We start from the raw sequence: 16,010 nt of genomic DNA on the forward strand, positions 1-16,010 counted from the left end.
GTCGCGCTCCTTTCGGGCCACGGCCACCACACCGGACAAGAACAACATATATGCGCGCGCGGTGCACCCTTCGGGCCAGCTGTCCAGATGGTTTCAAACCCGGGCGATTGGGCATAAAACAGCCCATGAACTTGCGACGGTTGATTTTGCTGGTGGGGGCGGTCGTGCTGGTGGTCGGCATCATCGGACTGCTCATGCCCGTATCGGTGCCCGGGCCCGACAACGGCAGCATCGGATGCGGCAATGGTCTCGCTGCCGATCAGTCAGCCGCACAGCAGGCGGACAACCAGAATCCCGCCAACCTGCCGATACTCAACCAAGTCATCCCGCACACCGACTATGTCCAGCAATGTCAATCGGCGGTCTCGAGCCGGCGGACGTGGGCCATTCCGGTCGCGGTGATCGGTCTGGTGGTGATCGCAGGCTCGTTCGTCGTCGGCGGCCGGACCGGCGCGCGAACGCCCTAGCGCGCTAGCTGGCCTCGCGGCCACCGACGAGGTGCAGGCGCGGCTGGTGCGGTTCGTCGGTGCCCAGCTTGTCGGTGACTCGCTCGACGACTGTGTCCACTCGATGGACGGCCCTGTCGCACAGGTCGCGCACCCTGTCACCGGCCGCGTCGACGTCGTCGGCGGCGCTCAGCAGATACGCCCTGACGTTGACGCGCAGGCGTTCTCCGGCACGGCGTACGCGACGGCGGAGCCGATCGTCGATCTCGACGGTGACGTAGGGCAACACCTGAAGCTTCATTCCCGCCCTCCCCTTCGTGGATGCCTGGCCTCACCCTACTGGGCAGCGCGGGCCGCGGCTGGGGCTGGCGCTACGAAGATCCGGACGCGGCCTTGGCCTCGTCTTCCTGTGCCTTCTGGATGGCCGCCCGGCCCTCGGGGCTGGCCGCCGAGTTGCCGGGATCCTTTGCAGACGCGACGGTGGCGTTGCAGTTCAGGTAGACGAGGACGGTGTCGGTGACAGGAGAGAAGTCGTCACCCTTGATCCACGGCGCCGACTGCGAATGCGAGACGATGCATTCGTCGTCGGCGAGCGTGTCACCGGCCCGGCTGGCGATGACGGCCTTCTTGCCCGCATCGCTGATGGCCTTCGACGCGTCGCCATAGGTCTGCCCGCTGTAGTCGTCGGCCGCGGCGACGCCGGAACCAAAGAACGCCATCGACACCGCCGCCGCACCGACAGCGCTGATGGCATAAACGCCGAACTTCTTCACGTACGACCTCCGGAGCCTGTGGTTGTGCTTGTCAAAAACTGAGGGTTTTGTGCACAGGACGTTAGAGACGCTGGCTGGCAAGACGCTGATAAGAACAATGCAAGTTCCTGCCAATACCAGGCCCGCCCTTGACAGCACTCCCCGAGTTGGACGGCCGCGTCCCGCGCGATGCCGATTGTCACGTTGACGAGCAGGTTTTTTGGACGATATAGTTCAGTTCTCGATACAGATAGGACGCAATATGAGGTTAGGCACCCGTCGCCTCGCCGCTACCGCCGGCATGGGCGCGATCATCGCCATGGGCGTGCTCTCAGCCTGTGGTCAGGGCGAGAAGGCACCGGAGACCACGACGCCCACCACCACGACTACCACCAGCGAGACGACGTCGGCGCCTGTGCCTGCGCCCGCTCCGACGGAGAAGTCGATCAACCCGACCGGCGGCAACCTGTTCACGCCTCCGGTCAAGGCGCCACCGGCGCCGACGGCCATCCCCGGCGACAACTAGCCGCCGGACTGGTCGATCAGGTCCAGATCGCGGCCGGCGGACATTTCGCCGGCCGCGTTTTTGGCGCTCTCACCGCACTGCTGTGCCCGCGGTCGCGAAGGACGCTACGTGGCCGATCGCCATGTTCAGCGCCGACTGCATGAGCCGCGGGTCCCGTCCCGTCTGGGACAGCAGGTATCCGCCTTCCACCGCCGCAAGTAGCCCTGTCGCAAGGGATTTCACGTCGACGTCGGCGACGAGCGCGCCGTTGTCCCGCATCCGCCCGAGCGCCGCACCGAGCAGGCCCCGCCACTCGGAGAAATGCTCCGACAGCGAGGCCCTGGCCTTGTCGTCGGTATCGGACAATTCCGCGGCCAGAGAACCGAGTTCGCAACCCCACAGCCCCCGCCGCAGCGCGCACCGCTGCACCATCGCGTCGCGCCATTGGTAGAGCCCGCGAAACGAATCGACCTTCTCCAGTCGTAGCCGCTGCCAGGACAGAATCTCGTCGGCGCGCATCGTGATGACCTCGTACACCAACTCCGATTTGTCCTCGAAGTGTTGGTAGAACTGGGATTTACTCGCTGCGCTGGCCGCCAATACGTCGTCGATCGTGGTCGCTGCGACGCCCTGCACATGCATCAACTCGGCGGCGGCAAGAACGATGCGGTTGCGCGTGGCAGCGCCGCGTGACGTCAACTTGGGCCGCGTCGCTGGACTGTCTTGCTGCGGCACCCACTTACTGTAACCCGCCGGATTGGAACGTTTGGTCCGATACGCACTGTGACAGTGCCCGGTCCGCAGCCGGGATATTTCTAGAACGGGTTCCATTTTTCGACATCGTCAATTACTGTCCGCTCGAAGGCAGGAAAGGGGCACGATGGGCTTCTTCGACAGCTGGCTGGAAAGAGCGATCAGAGAGCGAATGCCAGCAACGCTTGGTCCCGATCATATGGTCGACGCGCTTGGTGAGTTGGGACCCGCATATACCGCCGATCGCGGCAAGACGATGCGTGATCCGGTCGAGGGCTGGATGCATGTCGTCGGCTGCACAGCAAGCAACCCCGGTGCGAGCCGGGCGCCGTGTCACATCACGTACGTCGTCCAGGCCGAAGGCGTCGGCCTTTTCTCGGGCGACCAGGTCTTCGAGTTGGACAGCGAGCAATGGCCGAAACCCTGCGACGATCTGCCGGTCGTCTTCGACCGCGCCCACATCGACCATATTCAGATCCAGTGGGACCGGCTGCCGACCCATGCCGAAGGCCTCAAGCACCAAATCAACTCGCACCCCAAAGGCGCAGACTCCTGGCGGAAGACGACGTCGCACAACGCCGCCACCTGAGGTTCACGCCGATGACTTTCGGCCGGTCGGAGTGTCTATACCTCGGACCGACCGAAGGAGATGCGCCGATGGACCTGCCGCCGATCGTCTCGCCACAGGAGTGGGACGCCGCCCGCCAGGAACTACTCGTGAAGGAAAAGGAGCACACGCGCGCCCGCGACGCGCTGGCGGCTCAGCGTCGGAGGATGCCGAGGATGGCCGTCGAGAAGGACTACCTCTTCGATGGTCCCGCCGGTCCGGCCAGCCTGCTCGATCTCTTCGACGGCAGGCGCCAGCTGATCGTCTACCGGTTCTTCTTCCAGCCCGATGTCGACGGCTGGCCCGACGCCGGTTGCCCCGGTTGTTCGATGCTCGCCGACCAGGTCGGCCATCTGGCTCACCTCAACGCCCGCGACACGACCCTGGTGTTCGTCTCCCGTGCGCCCCAGGACGCGATCACGCGGTTGAAGAAGAAGATGGGCTGGGACATCCCGTGGTTCACCCTGACCGATTCGTTCGACGCCGACTTCGGGGTCGACGAATGGCACGGCACCAACGCATTCCTGCGAGACGGCCATGAGGTTTTCCGCACGTACTTCGTCGACAACCGTGGCGACGAAGCGATGGGTAGCACGTGGTCATACCTGGACATCACCGCGCTGGGCCGTCAGGAGGAGTGGGAGGACTCCCCCGACGGCTACCCGCAAACACCGCCCTATCAGTGGTGGCGCCGACACGACGAATACCCGGCGACGGGGACTTGACAGCAAATTAGTACTTCGAAACGCTCACGTACCAAAGCCGCGTCAATTAATCTCCCGCCCAACTACAGAGAGGCGTTGCTGATGGGCTGGCTGGACAATGCGATCAGGCGACGCATGCCTGTGACGCTCGGTGTCGAGATCACGACGTCCAATATGGACGAGTCATCAGAACGTAAAGCCCCAGCACCGCCAGCGGCGCCAGCAGTGGTACCCACGGCAACTGGAACGGAAGCGACGCTGCCGCCAGCCCTGCCGCGGTAAATCCCGCCGCTCCCAACACCGTCGGCGAACCGACCGCCGCGGTGTGTCGCAATACCAGGTAGGCCGTCGCGCACAGCCCCGCCGTCGCGGCCAGCACGGGCTCGGCGTCGGCGAGCACGATCACCGCGACGGTGCACAGCACCGCGACCGAGGCCGCCGGCCGAAGCCAACGGCTCACCAACACGGCAGCCGCCGCGACGACGGCCGCGATCAGCGCCGGACCGTCGGCCTGCGCTGCGGCCGACGCCACCATCACCAGACCGAACGCCGTCGAAACGGCGCGGTTGCTCATGTGTACGCCGCCCGCGGTCGCGCGGGTCTGCGGTGGTCGGGAACCAGTTGCATCGCCTGATCGAGGGTGGAGTCGGCGCGCCACGACACCACGTCGACGCCGATCGTGCGCATGTCGCGGTACATGAACGACCTTTGCAACGACCACATTCGGGCCACCAGGCCGTCACGCTCCTCCTCGAAAGGCGCGCCCTCCAGCACGTCGACGGCGACCACGGTGTGGCCACGCTTGCGCACGTCGATCAGTGCCAGCGCGAATTCCGTGTCGAGCAGGGTGGAGAATGCGACGACGATCGCGCCGGGCGGAAGAGCGGCGCGCGGCGCAAGCGTGCCCGGTGTGGTCTCGAAGTCGCCCGCGGTCAGCATCGCGTCGAGAATCCGGTAGAACTGCCTGCGCCCGATATCGGCTCCCAGCCAGCGTGGGTGGCGGTCACCGAGCGCGACGACGCCCGCGCGATCACCGCTGCGCAGCGCGCTCTGCACCACTTGCACGGCGCCGCGGGCGACGCGGTCGGTGGCCTCGGTGGCCGGGCCTGGCGGTTGCGGGTACGCGTCGATCATCACCACCACGTCCGCGGCGCGGTCGGTCAGCCGCTCAGTGACATGCAGGCTGCCGCGCCGCGCGCTGACCGGCCAGTTGACCGTGCGCAACTGATCGCCAGGGACATAGCGGCGGACGTCGGCGTACTCGACGCCCGGTCCGATGTGCCGGGTCAGATGGGTGCCGAGCCGGTCCAGCAGTTCGGTGCGCGGAATCGCCGTCGCCTGCGGCGGAGCCAACGGAAACACGAACACCGTGGCGGCGTCGACGACGCCGGTGCCGAGGACAAGTCCCCCGCGGGCAACGACATTGACGCGAGCCACGATCGGATAGCGGCCCCACTTGTCGGCGGTGACGGTCGCGGTCTGACGCTCCGGCGACCCCGAGTCGACGGTTTCGAGGCTCATGCCGTCGACGGTCTCGAGGGTGAGAGCCACTGTCGCGTCGGCACTTTCGGCGCTGACCCAAACCGTCAGCCGGGTCTCCTCGGCCTCGAAGCATCGCTGCGAGCCGGGCTCGGCGTGCACATGCACCCTCGGCGCGTGCCGCTGCCACCCGACCGAAACCAGTACGCCGACCATCGGGGCCGCGAACGCGACCAGCTGCCAGTAACCGCCGATCACCGCGACGACCAACGCGACCGCCGCGCACGTCACCAGCGAGCGTGTCAAAGGCGAAGGGCGCCAGTGCAACTCGACTTCGGTGGTGCGGGTTTCGATCACGTCGTCAGGTCTTTGTCCGCGGAACGGGCAGCCGCCGCAGCAGCTCCTCGACGACGTCGGACCCGTGTACCCGGCGCACCCACATCTCCGGCCGCAGGCTGATCCGGTGCGCCATGGTGGGGACGGCCAGCGACTTGACGTCCTCGGGTATCACGTAGTCCCTGCCGAGCAGCAGCGCCCTGGCGCGGGCCAACTGCACCAGATCGAGTTCCGCGCGGGGGCTGGCGCCCACCGCCACCTGCGGGTGCTGGCGGGTCGCGGTGGCCAGCGACACGACGTAGCCCAACACGTCGTCGTGCACGGTCACCTGCTCGACCGACTCGCGCATGGCGAGCAGGTCGTGCGCATCGACCACCTGGTTCACCGTCGGCTCCGCCGAACCGCGGTCCAGGCGTCGCCGCAACATCGACGCCTCTTCCTGTTCGGACAGATACCGCAATTCGAGTCGGATCGCGAAGCGGTCGAGTTGAGCCTCCGGCAGCGGATACGTGCCCTCGTATTCGATCGGGTTGTCGGTGGCCAGCACGATGAACGGGGCCGGGAGTTTGTGCGTGACGCCGTCGATGCTGACCTGACCTTCTGCCATCGACTCCAGTAGCGCCGCCTGTGTCTTCGGCGGCGTCCGGTTGATCTCGTCGGCGAGCAGCAGGTTGGTGAAGATCGGCCCGCGGCGGAATTCGAAACGGCCCGACTGCATGTCGTACACGGTCGAGCCCAGCAGGTCGGCAGGCAACAGGTCCGGGGTGAACTGCACGCGGGTGAAGTCGAGGCCAAGTGCCGCCGCGAACGACCGCGCGATCAACGTCTTGCCGAGGCCGGGCAGATCTTCGATGAGGACGTGACCTCCCCCGAGCACGGTCGTCAGGATCAGCGACAGCGCGCCACGCTTGCCCACCACCACCCGGCCGATCTCGTCGAGCACGGCTTCGCAGTTGGCGGTGGTGGTCGCCACGGGCAGTCCAGCATTCGGAGTCATACTTGCTCCAACCGTCGCAGAATCTCATCGAGGGCGTCCCGGCCCGGTCCGGGTTCGCTTTCGCCGGATCGGGATACGTTCTGCGGGTCCACCCACTGCCACAGCTGCGGTCCGAACAGCATCGTGCCGGTGGCGTGAAATGCCGCAAGATTCCTGGCCTGCCGCTGCCCGGTCGCCAGTTCGAACTGCCGGGCCAGCATCGGCCGCAGGTGGCGGTCCCAGTCCCTGCGCGTCGACTCCGCGCGGCTGATCAATGTCTCGGTGCGAGACATCCAGCGGCGCAACGACTCCGCAGCGTCGTTGCCCGTCGCGTCCGACTCGTCGCCTCGCTCGCGCACCAGATAGAACCGCAGGCCCAGTAACACCAACGCCACCATTGCGCCGACGACCACCAGCACGATTTCGCGGTCGAGCACCGCGATCGCGGTGATCTCCACGAGTACCACGATGAAGATGCCCGCGGCGACAAGCCTTTTCATGCCATGCTCCGCAAGTCCGTGAGCACCAGCCTCAGCGCGTCGACCGCGTCATCCCGGTGTCCCTCGTTCATCACGTGCGGTGAGAAGCGCGCCTCCTCGAACAACTCGACCAGGCGCGTCGCGCTCTCGGCGTTGAGCGCATGTTGGCCGACGGCCCTGGCCAGCACCTCCGAGGGGGTGTCGCAATCCAACGGCGCCGCGCCGGGCACGCGGGCGAGTTCGCGCTCCATCGCGGCGTAGCACGCGATGATCGCCTCCCGCGGTTCGCGGCTGAGGTCACCGATCTCGGCGAGGCCGACTTCGGCTGCGCGCGCCAGGGATTCGGCCGCGCCGGGCTGCTGAGGGCTTTCGGGCACCTGACCCTCGGCGGTCCACGTCGTGGCACGGCGCTGCCTGCGCGAGCCCACAACCGTGCCGAAGACCACCAACACCATCAGGATGAGCATCGGCGGGATCAGGTAGCCGACGACATTGGGACCCGGTTGCTCTGTGGAATCCGGTTGGGGTGGAACAGGATTGGGGCCGGGCTGCGCCGAAGTGCCTGGATCTGCGGCGGTCGCAGCGCCCGTCGGAGAATGATCCCCCGGCTGCCCGAACCCGAGTCGCGACAGCACCAGCACGAGCAGCAGCCACGAAATGACCACTGCGAGCGCGACGAGCGACAACCGCCATGTCGGGCGGCCCATCGCGCCCCGCCCCTCCGGCAGCGACGTCGGCCCTGCGCGGCGCACCTGCCGATTGCGCAGCCGCGCGACGATCGCGAGCGCGATGATTCCGACCGAGATGCTGACCAACGCGATATCGACGATCAGCGCCGCCGGGTTGCTTGCCGGCCGCGTTCGGTCGGCTGCCGGTTCGACGCCCGGCAGATAGCCGCGCAGTGCCCACGCGGTGACGAACAACAGCGCGAGCACCGCGATCACTCGCGCTGTCGACTTCTCGATACCGGCCATCGGCACACCAATCGGCTGGGCTGATCCCATCCTGGCACGGGCGTCGAGGCTGCGGACGGAGTTTCTGAGCGTTGCATCGCGATACGTTGCGATATATCGGTGCGGTGCTATCTTGGACCGAGTGACCACCACACTGCAGGACGCCCGAGTCGCGTCCGCCCTCGACCGCATGTACACCGAAGCAGGCGAACAGTTCGCCCGGCTACGCGAGGACCGCGCCCTGTTCGAACGAGTCGCCAACGCAAGCGCACAGGAGCGCGCCGATGCGCTCAGCGAGATCTACATGCCGGTCACCCCGGATGCGGGCCGGTTGCTCTATGCGCTGGTGCGGTCATCTCGGCCCGCCACGATCGTGGAATTCGGGATGTCCCTTGGCATCTCGGCGCTCCATCTTGCGTCGGCGGTGCGCGACAACGGCACCGGCCGAGTCGTCACCACGGAACTGAGTGCGGCAAAGGTCGCCACGGCGAAGCGGACGTTCGCCGAGACCGGGCTCGACGATCTGATCACCGTCCTCGAGGGCGATGCACTGACCACGCTGGCGGCCGTCGACGGGCCGATCGGCTTCGTCCTGCTCGACGGATGGAAGGAGCTCTACCTTCCGGTGACCGAACTGCTGGAGCCCAAGCTCTCGCCCGGCGCGCTGATCGTGGCCGACAACACCTCGATGGCCGACACTCGGCCATACCTCGAGCATGTGCGTGATCCCGGCAATGGCTACGTCAGCGTGAACTTCCCCGTCCGCGAGGGCGACAGCATGGAAATCAGCTGCCGCGCAATCACTTGAGCGCGTCGAGGAACGCCGAGATCGTGCCGCGCGTCTCGGCCGACTTCCAGATGGCCCGCACCTTTGCGTCCAGCTCGTCACCGGCGTCGATCGCTGCGCGGGCGTGCCGGTGCAGCTGCTGCTTCATCGCCGCATAGGCGGTCGCGGGATGTTGCCCGAGCGAGCCGGCGAGTTCGACCGCGCGACCGATGAGGTCGTCCGGTGTGACGACTTCGTCGATCCACCCGCGCTCGACGGCGGCCGGCACGTCGATGTTGTCGGCGGCCAACACCGCACGAGTCACCGAAGGGCCCATCGCATACCGGCAGATCTCAAGAGCAGCGACCGGGAACGGCACCCCGACCGCGACCTCGCTGAGCCCGATCAGGCCTGAGGACATCAGGCGGACGTCGGCGGCCATTGCCAGCACGCAACCGCCCGCGATCGCATGGCCGTTCACCGCCGCGACCACCGGCGCCGGGTGATCGAAGACGGTGAGGAATGCCTCCGACACCGCGGCGAGGAAGGTGTCGGTGTACTCGGACGGGCCGTCGAGAATCGCGCGCAGGTCCACGCCTGCCGAGAAGCAGGCCCCCGCCCCTGTCAGCACGATCGGCCCGTCGATGTTGCGGACCGTGGCTGTCGCGTCCCGGACCAGATCCAGAGTGAACGCGTTGACCGGCGGATGGTCGATGCGGACGACCGTCACACCGTCGGCCAGTTGCACGTCCATCACAGTTGTCTACCGCAGCCGGGCCTTCGCGGCCTTCACCACCGCCCCTGCGTCGCGGCTGGCCTGCTTGCCCTTGGCGTAGGCGTCTTCTGCGGCCGCCAACGCCTCTTCGGCGTCCTTCAGCCGTCTACGGGCATCGTCACGACGCAACCGGGCGGTCGCGAGATCGGACTGCAGCTCGGTCAGCGCCTCGTCCGCGTCGGCCTTCGCGCGCTCGGCCGCGACCAGCTCCGCCCGCGCCTTCTCCCGCTCGCGGGCCTTGTCGTCGCCCTTCTTCGGCGGTTCCGCCGGTTTTTCGCGGGTGGCCGCCGGTTTGCGTGACGACGTGAAAACCATTGCGGTATCGCCGAACTCGCCGAATCCCGACCACTGTTCGGCCTTGGCCAGTCGCCCGAGTCGAGCGGCGACGTCCGGGTCGGCGATCGCGGCCTGCAGGGTGCCGACGACGTCGTCACGCAGCGCGGCCGACGGGTCGGCGAGCTCGGCTTCCTCGAACGCCTGCTTAGCAGCATCGTCAACGAGTCGGCGTTGCTCCCTGGACAGCTCGCGGATGCGCTCACCGTCCATCGCGGTGTGCGCATCCTTCAGCCGCTCGCCGAGTCCGGCGAGGCGCGTCCTGGTGTCCGGGTCCCGGATGGCGAGGCGGTTGACCACCCACGCCGCCGTCGTCGGTTTGCGTGCGGCCGAGATCTGCTCGGCCGAATCGGAATCGCCGCGTTGTTTGGCCGCCGCGGCCAGCTTTGTCCGCAGCGCCGTGAACTCCTCGGGCTTGACCTCGTACAGCTCGTCGAGTGCGTCGGCCATGGCACCCATGATCCGCTACGGCGACTGGCCGTGGTCGCGCAACCAGCGCGCGGTCAGCTGCCGATACGCCTGTTCGCCGATGCTGCCGCGCCTGCCGTCGAAGACGTGGTCGGCGTAGGGCACCTCGACGAGCGCCACGTCGACACCGGCTGCCCGCGCCCGCTCGACGAACCGATAGGTGCCGTCGACCGGCACCAGATGGTCAGCCTCGCCGACGATGACCAGCGTCGGTGGCGCGTCGGCGCTGATGTGGGTCTCGGAGGCGATGCGGGCATAGCGATCGGGGAATTGCTGCGGCGAGCCGCCGGTGTAGGCGCCGGCCATGCCGCGCGACGTCGCGCCCAACGCAGGGTCGCGGTTGTCGTAGAAGCCTGCCGGGTCGACCACCGGGTACACCGCCGAAACCGCGGCGACGCTCGGCATGGTGCCGCCGCACGACGACGGCAACCTGCCCGCCGCGGACAGGTAGGCGGTGTTGACCGCGAGGTTTCCGCCAGCGGAGTGCCCGGACACCGACAGTCGCGTCGGATCACCGCCGTACTTGGCGGCATTCGCGACGACCCAGCCCAGCGCGCAACCGAGCTGCGCCTGCGTCACGTCCCACAGGTGACGGTCTGCTGAGGACAGCGTGTAGTCGACGCTGACCACCAGCCACCCGTGGTCGGCGAACCACCGAAGGTCCGCGCTGTGGCCGGTGAGATCCCCTGCAACCCAGCCTCCGCCGTGGATGTAGACGAGAATCGGTGCGGGAGAACGAGATTCGCGCGGCCGGAAGACGGCGAGCCGCAGCGGAGCACCCTCATGAGTCGAGTACGTCACCTCGTCGTCGGGTGCGGCGAGTTTCGGCGCGCCAACGCCGAACGTGTCGAGCAGGCTGATGTCGGCGCCTGCGTGCTCAACGGATGCGACCATGCGGGCATCGATGACCGCCCCGCCCGCGACGGTCAGCGCAGCGATGACCGCCAGCGCGGCGCCGATGCGACTGCTGCGCATCCGCCAGTGCACGACCGCGAGCACGCCGCCTGCCACCGCCACAACGATCAGCCACGGCAGGTACCAGGGCATATACGCGGTGACGAGGCCGAGATAGGGCACGGTGTGGAGATAGGTGCCCACCACCGCGAGTGCGGTCGGCACCACGAGCAGTGCGGCGGCGACGGCTATGACGGGGGCGACAGGCACGATTCATCTTCTCCGACACCTGCGGATGCAACGATGTCAACCGTGGACACTCGGCAGGCGCTGCGACCGGCCATCGTGATCGGTGCACTGGGCGTGGTGTTCGGTGACATCGGCACCAGCCCGATCTACACCCTTCAGACCGTGTTCAATCCCGGCGACCCGCACCCCGTGCCGATTTCGACGGCCAACGTCTACGGCGTGGTGTCGACGATCTTCTGGTCGGTGATGATCATCGTCACGCTGACCTACATCACGCTGGTGATGCGTGCCGACAACAACGGCGAAGGCGGGATCATGGCGCTGATCACGCTGTTGCGCCGCTGGAACGGCCAACGCCGCCACCGCACCGCGATGGTGTTGGCCGCGCTCGGGATCTTCGGGGCGTCACTGTTCTTCGGCGACAGCATGATCACGCCTGCGATCTCCGTGCTGTCGGCCGTCGAGGGGCTGAAGGTCATCCAGCCGGGTTTCGAGGAATTCATCGTGCCGATCACCGCGGTGATCATCGTCGGGTTGTTCTCCGTCCAGCGACACGGCACCGCGGCGGTCGGACGGTTCTTCGGGCCTGTGATGATCGCCTGGTTCGCGGCGATCGGTGCGTGTGGAGTGCTCGGCATCATCGACAATCCCGAGATACTCAAGGCGCTTTCCCCGACCTACGCACTGACGTTTCTGGTGGGCCACTTTCACATCGCGTTCTTCTCGCTGGCCGCGATCGTGCTTTCGGTCACCGGGGCCGAGGCCCTGTACGCCGACATGGGCCATTTCGGGCGCAAGGCCATCACCATCGGGTGGCTGGGGCTCGTGCTGCCGGCCTGCACACTGAATTACTTCGGCCAGGGCGCCCTGGTGCTCGCCGACGAGTCGAAGGTGAGCGCGCCGTTCTTCCTTCTCACCCCAGAATGGGCCCGCATTCCGATGGTGCTGCTTGCGACGGCGGCGACGGTCATCGCGTCGCAGGCGGTGATCACCGGTGCGTTCTCGGTGGCGTCGCAGGCCTCCCGACTCGGCTACCTACCGCGGCTGCGCATCGAACACACGTCGGCGTCCACGATGGGTCAGATCTACGTGCCATGGATCAACGGCGTGCTGACGGTGATGGTGCTGATCCTCGTCTTCGCGTTCCGCAGCTCGGCCGCCCTGGGCTATGCCTACGGCATGGCGGTCACAGGAACGATCACGATCGTCGCCGCGCTGTTCTTCTACTACGCCCGATCCAAATGGCGATGGCCCCTCTGGGTGGTGCTGAGCGTCGGCGGCTTCGTGCTGCTCGTTGATTTGATGTTCTTCGCCGCCAACATGACCAAGCTCGTGCACGGCGCCTGGTTGCCGCTACTGATCGCCACCGTCGCATTCACGGTGATGACCACTTGGCAGAAGGGGCGCGAAATCGTCACGCGCGCAAGGGAAAAGGCCGAAGGCCCGCTGCGCGAGTTCGTGGACGGCCTTCGCGACTGCGAGCCGCCTCTGGTGCGGATGGCTGGCACGGCGGTGTTCCTCAACCGCGGCAAGGAGACAGCGCCGCTTGCGATGCGGGCCAACGTCGAGCACAACCGGGTGCTGCACCGGCATGCCGTCGTGATGTCTCTCGACACGATGCCCGTGCCACGGGTCCCCGACGACGAGCGGATAACGATCGACGAACTCGGCTACAAGCGAGACGGCATCATCCACGTCAACGTGTGCTACGGCTACATGGAACGGCCGGATATTCCTGCGGCGCTGCGACTTCTCGATCCCGCGCACACCGAAGGCCACATCGACGTGGACACGGCTTCGTACTTCCTCTCCAAGCTGGAGCTGATGGTGGGCGACGACGCCACGATGTCGCCATGGCGCAAGCGCCTTTTCATCGCGACGTCCTACATCACCGCCGACGCCGCGGCGTATTTCAATCTGCCGCTGGACCGCACGGTCATCATCGGCTCACGCATCGAGGTCTGAGCGTCAGCCGTCTTCTTTGTCGTCGTCGTCGTCGCTGTCGTCCTTGTCGTCGCTTTTCGCCTTGTCCTTCGTCTCGTCCTTTTCGTCTTTGTCTTTCTTGCCGTCCTTCTTGCCCTTGCCGAGCTCGATCGTCGCCCAATGACCCGGGGAGACGAGCACCGACCAATCGCCGTCGCCACGACCCAGCTTGAGAACGCCGTCGTCGACCTCCCACTTGGTGTCGTCGTCGTAGGTGTCTTCTTGTCCGTCGATGTATGTGAGTTTGAACGCCATGCTGACGGATACCCACATTCGCGTCTGCTCAGCCCAACGGCGACAAACCCGCGGAGCTCAGCGTGTATGCGCGGTGTTCCTGCGGTCCCGCGGTGGCCAGCTCGAGCACGGACTTGCCGACCTGCTCGGCGGTCAGCACAGCCGGAAGGGACAGCACGAACTCCTCTACGTCGACACCCTGGCGCTCGGCATAGGCCGCCACCGCCTGAGCACCCAGCTCGGTCGAAGGCGTCAACGTAGGCAGCACCGATACGAAGTCGATGCCGAGCCCGGCGCGCTGCGACTCGAGTGCCGCGTAGGCCGCGATCAGCCTGACGGTGGCCTTGGCTCCGGCGTAGCCGCCGCTGAGCGGCGATCCGTTGATCGCCGCGCCGCTGGAGACCGCGATGACGGTGCTGCCTGGCGCAAGGGGCCGCAGCAGCGCTTCCCGGACCCAGTGAAATGCCTGGGCCACATCGACATTCCAGTTCTTGCTGAAGGATTCCCACGTCTGCTCCTGCAGCGGGCTCATCTGCGGCGCCGCTCCTGCACACAGCACGACCGTGCGTGGCTGGTACCGCTCGATGAGCCGGTGGGCGGTTGCGGGGTCGGCGGCATCGGCGGTGACGGTGCCCCCGCCGCGGGCGACGCCGATCACCTCGGCTCCCGCTGCGGTGAAGGCCTCGGCGATACCGCGACCGAATCCTCGACTGGCGCCGGTCACTATCACGGTGGAACCGGCAATGGTGTTGTTGGGTTGGTTCATATCAAGTCAGATGCATGCCGGGAGCTGGATTCGTCGGGTGCTGGTCGATGAATTCCGGCCGCCGGGCGTATCTGTATTGGAAAGACCGCGATACGCGCGATAGGTAGGTAGGAGGGGCGCCGTGCCGGCCCAGCAGGACTTCATCGAGCAGGCAGCGCCGTTTCGCGCCGAGTTGATCGCACACTGCTACCGGATGCTGGGCTCGGTGCAGGACGCCGAGGACCTGGTGCAGGAGACGTACCTGCGCGGTTGGCGCGGCTACGAGGCGTTCGAGGAACGTGCAGCGTTGCGGACCTGGCTGTACCGCATCGCGACCACCGCGTGCCTGCGCGCGCTGCAGAACCGCGCCCGCCGCGTGCTGCCCGCCGGACTCGGCGCCGGTTCCATCGATCCCGATGTCGACATCGACGCGAGCAAGGCCGGCTTCCCGTGGCTAGAGCCGATTCCGGACACGTTCACACCGGAGACCGCGGTGACGGCACGGCAGAGCATCCGGTTGGCGATCGTGACGGCGATGCAGGAACTGCCCGCCCGCCAGCGGGCGGTGTTGATCCTGCGCGACGTGGTCCAGTTCAGCGCCGCCGAGGTGGCTGAACTCCTCGAGACCACACCGGCCGCGGTCAACAGCGCGCTGCAGCGGGCCAGGGCCCATCTCGCCGCCGTCGCGCCCAGCGACGACGAGATTCCCGAACCCGAAGACCGCGAGCTGCTCGCACTCGTCGAACGTTATTGTGCGGCTTTCGAAAACGGCGACATGGCCGCGTTGACCGCGCTCCTGCGGGCCGACGTCACGCTCGAGATGCCACCGTTCGCCGTCTGGTTCACCGGCCGCGACGCGGTGACGCGATTCCTGTCCGCGCGTGCGTTCACCGAACCCGGCGCTGTGTCGATGGTTCCGACATCCGCCAATGGTCAACCGGCCGTTGCGGATTACCGCCGCGACGCCGCGGGCGTGCTGCAGGCCCACGCGATACACGTGCTCACTCCCGGCGAGGACGGAATCGGCGCGATCACCGTCTTTCTTGATCCCGGGCTGTTCGCGGTGTTCGGCCTGCCGTCAACGCGATGACGGCCGAAACACCACCCAGCGCATCGCGCTGTACATGTAGACCGCTTCGCAGGCACCCGCCGCGATCCGCGCGACGTGATACTCGACGCCGAGTGCCGTCAGCCCGCTGGAGACGCCGAGAATGAACGCCAGGTAGTTCACGACGACCACCGCCACGTACACCGCGAACTGCGGGCCGACCGCGCCGTGCGATCTGAAGTTCAGTATGCGATTGAGTAGGTAGCTCAGCGTGAATGCGCCTGCATACGCCACTGTCACCGCGACGGCCAGTGGGACGCCTAGCCGGCCGTGTAGCGCGCTCAGGAGCACCAGATCGACTCCGAACGTGCAGCCGTTGAGGATGACGAAGCCCAGAAAGGTCGGCGCCACAACGGAATTCAGCCCGAACGGCAGCCGGGCAACGACGACCTCGCAACACCGATGGAAGCGCTCGACCGGCCGCAGGGATGCCTCGGGCTGCACGCTCATGCAGCAACGCTGGCA

The 16,010-nt window shown here is 66.9% G+C and carries 21 protein-coding genes; 7 read left to right on the forward strand and 14 right to left on the reverse strand.

Features of this window, described 5'->3' with window-relative positions; translation table 11 throughout:
- Nucleotides 1-125: 125 nt before the first annotated feature.
- Nucleotides 126-467, forward strand: coding sequence for an aminopeptidase (locus J3E61_RS08645; protein ID WP_192724807.1), 342 nt, complete (start codon nucleotides 126-128; stop codon nucleotides 465-467).
- A 4-nt stretch (nucleotides 468-471) separates the two neighbouring features.
- Here J3E61_RS08645 and J3E61_RS08650 read toward each other — a convergent pair whose 3' ends face one another.
- Together J3E61_RS08650 and J3E61_RS08655 are read right to left on the reverse strand one after the other, a co-directional pair.
- Nucleotides 472-747 (reverse strand): hypothetical protein, encoded by a 276-nt coding sequence (locus J3E61_RS08650; RefSeq protein ID WP_210083268.1) that lies wholly within the window; start codon nucleotides 745-747, stop codon nucleotides 472-474.
- Between the two features lie 70 nt (nucleotides 748-817).
- A complete protein-coding gene (locus tag J3E61_RS08655) occupies nucleotides 818-1,219 on the reverse strand; it encodes a hypothetical protein (RefSeq protein WP_192724809.1) in 402 nt (133 codons plus the stop codon).
- Between the two features lie 241 nt (nucleotides 1,220-1,460).
- Between J3E61_RS08655 and J3E61_RS08660 the strand changes: the two genes are divergently transcribed.
- Nucleotides 1,461-1,724, forward strand: coding sequence for a hypothetical protein (locus J3E61_RS08660; RefSeq protein ID WP_210083269.1), 264 nt, complete (start codon nucleotides 1,461-1,463; stop codon nucleotides 1,722-1,724).
- Between the two features lie 69 nt (nucleotides 1,725-1,793).
- Here J3E61_RS08660 and J3E61_RS08665 read toward each other — a convergent pair whose 3' ends face one another.
- Nucleotides 1,794-2,438 (reverse strand): TetR/AcrR family transcriptional regulator, encoded by a 645-nt coding sequence (locus J3E61_RS08665; RefSeq protein WP_210083270.1) that lies wholly within the window; start codon nucleotides 2,436-2,438, stop codon nucleotides 1,794-1,796.
- A gap of 145 nt (nucleotides 2,439-2,583) precedes the next feature.
- On the opposite strand from J3E61_RS08665, the gene J3E61_RS08670 reads away from it, so the two are divergent.
- Both J3E61_RS08670 and J3E61_RS08675 read left to right on the forward strand, forming a co-directional pair.
- Nucleotides 2,584-3,045 carry a hypothetical protein gene (locus J3E61_RS08670; RefSeq protein WP_192724812.1) on the forward strand — a complete coding sequence of 154 codons (462 nt, stop codon included), beginning with the start codon at nucleotides 2,584-2,586 and terminating at the stop codon, nucleotides 3,043-3,045.
- Nucleotides 3,046-3,113: 68 nt separating this feature from the next.
- On the forward strand, nucleotides 3,114-3,788 hold the full coding sequence (locus tag J3E61_RS08675) for a DUF899 domain-containing protein (protein WP_210085485.1): 675 nt from the start codon (nucleotides 3,114-3,116) through the stop codon (nucleotides 3,786-3,788).
- Between the two features lie 139 nt (nucleotides 3,789-3,927).
- Here the strand turns inward: J3E61_RS08675 and J3E61_RS08680 are convergent, their stop codons facing one another.
- The 5 genes from J3E61_RS08680 to J3E61_RS08700 are packed head-to-tail and all read right to left on the reverse strand — an operon-like array spanning nucleotide 3,928 to nucleotide 8,011.
- Complete coding sequence (locus J3E61_RS08680) at nucleotides 3,928-4,341, reverse strand: hypothetical protein (RefSeq protein ID WP_210083271.1); 414 nt, start codon at nucleotides 4,339-4,341, stop codon at nucleotides 3,928-3,930.
- Nucleotides 4,338-5,603, reverse strand: coding sequence for a DUF58 domain-containing protein (locus J3E61_RS08685; RefSeq protein ID WP_210083272.1), 1,266 nt, complete (start codon nucleotides 5,601-5,603; stop codon nucleotides 4,338-4,340). The genes J3E61_RS08680 and J3E61_RS08685 overlap by 4 nt, the downstream gene beginning before the upstream one ends.
- Before the next feature lie 4 nt (nucleotides 5,604-5,607).
- Nucleotides 5,608-6,579: a MoxR family ATPase gene (locus tag J3E61_RS08690; protein WP_210083273.1), complete on the reverse strand. Its 972-nt coding sequence runs from the start codon at nucleotides 6,577-6,579 to the stop codon at nucleotides 5,608-5,610.
- Nucleotides 6,576-7,058: a hypothetical protein gene (locus J3E61_RS08695; RefSeq protein ID WP_192724816.1), complete on the reverse strand. Its 483-nt coding sequence runs from the start codon at nucleotides 7,056-7,058 to the stop codon at nucleotides 6,576-6,578. The genes J3E61_RS08690 and J3E61_RS08695 overlap by 4 nt, the downstream gene beginning before the upstream one ends.
- Complete coding sequence (locus J3E61_RS08700) at nucleotides 7,055-8,011, reverse strand: DUF4129 domain-containing protein (protein ID WP_210083274.1); 957 nt, start codon at nucleotides 8,009-8,011, stop codon at nucleotides 7,055-7,057. The genes J3E61_RS08695 and J3E61_RS08700 overlap by 4 nt, the downstream gene beginning before the upstream one ends.
- Before the next feature lie 121 nt (nucleotides 8,012-8,132).
- On the opposite strand from J3E61_RS08700, the gene J3E61_RS08705 reads away from it, so the two are divergent.
- Nucleotides 8,133-8,798: a class I SAM-dependent methyltransferase gene (locus J3E61_RS08705; RefSeq protein ID WP_210083275.1), complete on the forward strand. Its 666-nt coding sequence runs from the start codon at nucleotides 8,133-8,135 to the stop codon at nucleotides 8,796-8,798.
- Here the strand turns inward: J3E61_RS08705 and J3E61_RS08710 are convergent.
- From J3E61_RS08710 to J3E61_RS08720, 3 genes are read right to left on the reverse strand one after another with little or no spacing between them, the layout of a single operon-like run.
- On the reverse strand, nucleotides 8,791-9,510 hold the full coding sequence (locus tag J3E61_RS08710) for an enoyl-CoA hydratase/isomerase family protein (RefSeq protein WP_210083276.1): 720 nt from the start codon (nucleotides 9,508-9,510) through the stop codon (nucleotides 8,791-8,793). The genes J3E61_RS08705 and J3E61_RS08710 overlap by 8 nt on opposite strands.
- Nucleotides 9,511-9,519: 9 nt before the next feature.
- Nucleotides 9,520-10,323, reverse strand: coding sequence for a hypothetical protein (locus J3E61_RS08715; RefSeq protein WP_210083277.1), 804 nt, complete (start codon nucleotides 10,321-10,323; stop codon nucleotides 9,520-9,522).
- A gap of 6 nt (nucleotides 10,324-10,329) precedes the next feature.
- Entirely contained in the window at nucleotides 10,330-11,496 is a 1,167-nt protein-coding gene (locus J3E61_RS08720; RefSeq protein WP_210083278.1) for an alpha/beta hydrolase, read from the reverse strand.
- A gap of 33 nt (nucleotides 11,497-11,529) precedes the next feature.
- Between J3E61_RS08720 and J3E61_RS08725 the strand changes: the two genes are divergently transcribed.
- Complete coding sequence (locus tag J3E61_RS08725) at nucleotides 11,530-13,440, forward strand: potassium transporter Kup (RefSeq protein WP_210083279.1); 1,911 nt, start codon at nucleotides 11,530-11,532, stop codon at nucleotides 13,438-13,440.
- Between the two features lie 3 nt (nucleotides 13,441-13,443).
- Here J3E61_RS08725 and J3E61_RS08730 read toward each other — a convergent pair whose 3' ends face one another.
- Complete coding sequence (locus J3E61_RS08730) at nucleotides 13,444-13,731, reverse strand: hypothetical protein (RefSeq protein WP_210083280.1); 288 nt, start codon at nucleotides 13,729-13,731, stop codon at nucleotides 13,444-13,446.
- Between the two features lie 10 nt (nucleotides 13,732-13,741).
- A complete protein-coding gene (locus J3E61_RS08735; protein ID WP_210083281.1) occupies nucleotides 13,742-14,458 on the reverse strand; it encodes an SDR family oxidoreductase in 717 nt (238 codons plus the stop codon).
- A gap of 121 nt (nucleotides 14,459-14,579) precedes the next feature.
- On the opposite strand from J3E61_RS08735, the gene J3E61_RS08740 reads away from it, so the two are divergent.
- A complete protein-coding gene (locus tag J3E61_RS08740; protein WP_192724824.1) occupies nucleotides 14,580-15,527 on the forward strand; it encodes an RNA polymerase subunit sigma-70 in 948 nt (315 codons plus the stop codon).
- On the opposite strand, the gene J3E61_RS08745 is transcribed toward J3E61_RS08740, so the two are convergent.
- Nucleotides 15,516-15,995 carry a GtrA family protein gene (locus J3E61_RS08745; protein WP_192724825.1) on the reverse strand — a complete coding sequence of 160 codons (480 nt, stop codon included), beginning with the start codon at nucleotides 15,993-15,995 and terminating at the stop codon, nucleotides 15,516-15,518. The genes J3E61_RS08740 and J3E61_RS08745 overlap by 12 nt on opposite strands.
- Between the last annotated feature and the right edge of the window lie 15 nt (nucleotides 15,996-16,010).

Source organism: Mycobacterium sp. OAE908 (assembly GCF_017872775.1).
Lineage (GTDB): Bacteria > Actinomycetota > Actinomycetes > Mycobacteriales > Mycobacteriaceae > Mycobacterium.

Bases quoted from the DNA above. Each gene is read 5' to 3' on its own strand.
- J3E61_RS08645 (WP_192724807.1), top strand. From the start codon at position 126: ATGAACTTGCGACGGTTGATTTTGCTGGTGGGGGCGGTCGTGCTGGTG.
- J3E61_RS08650 (WP_210083268.1), bottom strand. From the start codon at position 747: ATGAAGCTTCAGGTGTTGCCCTACGTCACCGTCGAGATCGACGATCGG.
- J3E61_RS08660 (WP_210083269.1), top strand. From the start codon at position 1,461: ATGAGGTTAGGCACCCGTCGCCTCGCCGCTACCGCCGGCATGGGCGCG.
- J3E61_RS08670 (WP_192724812.1), top strand. From the start codon at position 2,584: ATGGGCTTCTTCGACAGCTGGCTGGAAAGAGCGATCAGAGAGCGAATG.
- J3E61_RS08675 (WP_210085485.1), top strand. From the start codon at position 3,114: ATGGACCTGCCGCCGATCGTCTCGCCACAGGAGTGGGACGCCGCCCGC.
- J3E61_RS08680 (WP_210083271.1), bottom strand. From the start codon at position 4,341: ATGAGCAACCGCGCCGTTTCGACGGCGTTCGGTCTGGTGATGGTGGCG.
- J3E61_RS08690 (WP_210083273.1), bottom strand. From the start codon at position 6,579: ATGACTCCGAATGCTGGACTGCCCGTGGCGACCACCACCGCCAACTGC.
- J3E61_RS08695 (WP_192724816.1), bottom strand. From the start codon at position 7,058: ATGAAAAGGCTTGTCGCCGCGGGCATCTTCATCGTGGTACTCGTGGAG.
- J3E61_RS08700 (WP_210083274.1), bottom strand. From the start codon at position 8,011: ATGGCCGGTATCGAGAAGTCGACAGCGCGAGTGATCGCGGTGCTCGCG.
- J3E61_RS08710 (WP_210083276.1), bottom strand. From the start codon at position 9,510: ATGGACGTGCAACTGGCCGACGGTGTGACGGTCGTCCGCATCGACCAT.
- J3E61_RS08715 (WP_210083277.1), bottom strand. From the start codon at position 10,323: ATGGGTGCCATGGCCGACGCACTCGACGAGCTGTACGAGGTCAAGCCC.
- J3E61_RS08725 (WP_210083279.1), top strand. From the start codon at position 11,530: ATGTCAACCGTGGACACTCGGCAGGCGCTGCGACCGGCCATCGTGATC.
- J3E61_RS08730 (WP_210083280.1), bottom strand. From the start codon at position 13,731: ATGTGGGTATCCGTCAGCATGGCGTTCAAACTCACATACATCGACGGA.
- J3E61_RS08735 (WP_210083281.1), bottom strand. From the start codon at position 14,458: ATGAACCAACCCAACAACACCATTGCCGGTTCCACCGTGATAGTGACC.
- J3E61_RS08745 (WP_192724825.1), bottom strand. From the start codon at position 15,995: ATGAGCGTGCAGCCCGAGGCATCCCTGCGGCCGGTCGAGCGCTTCCAT.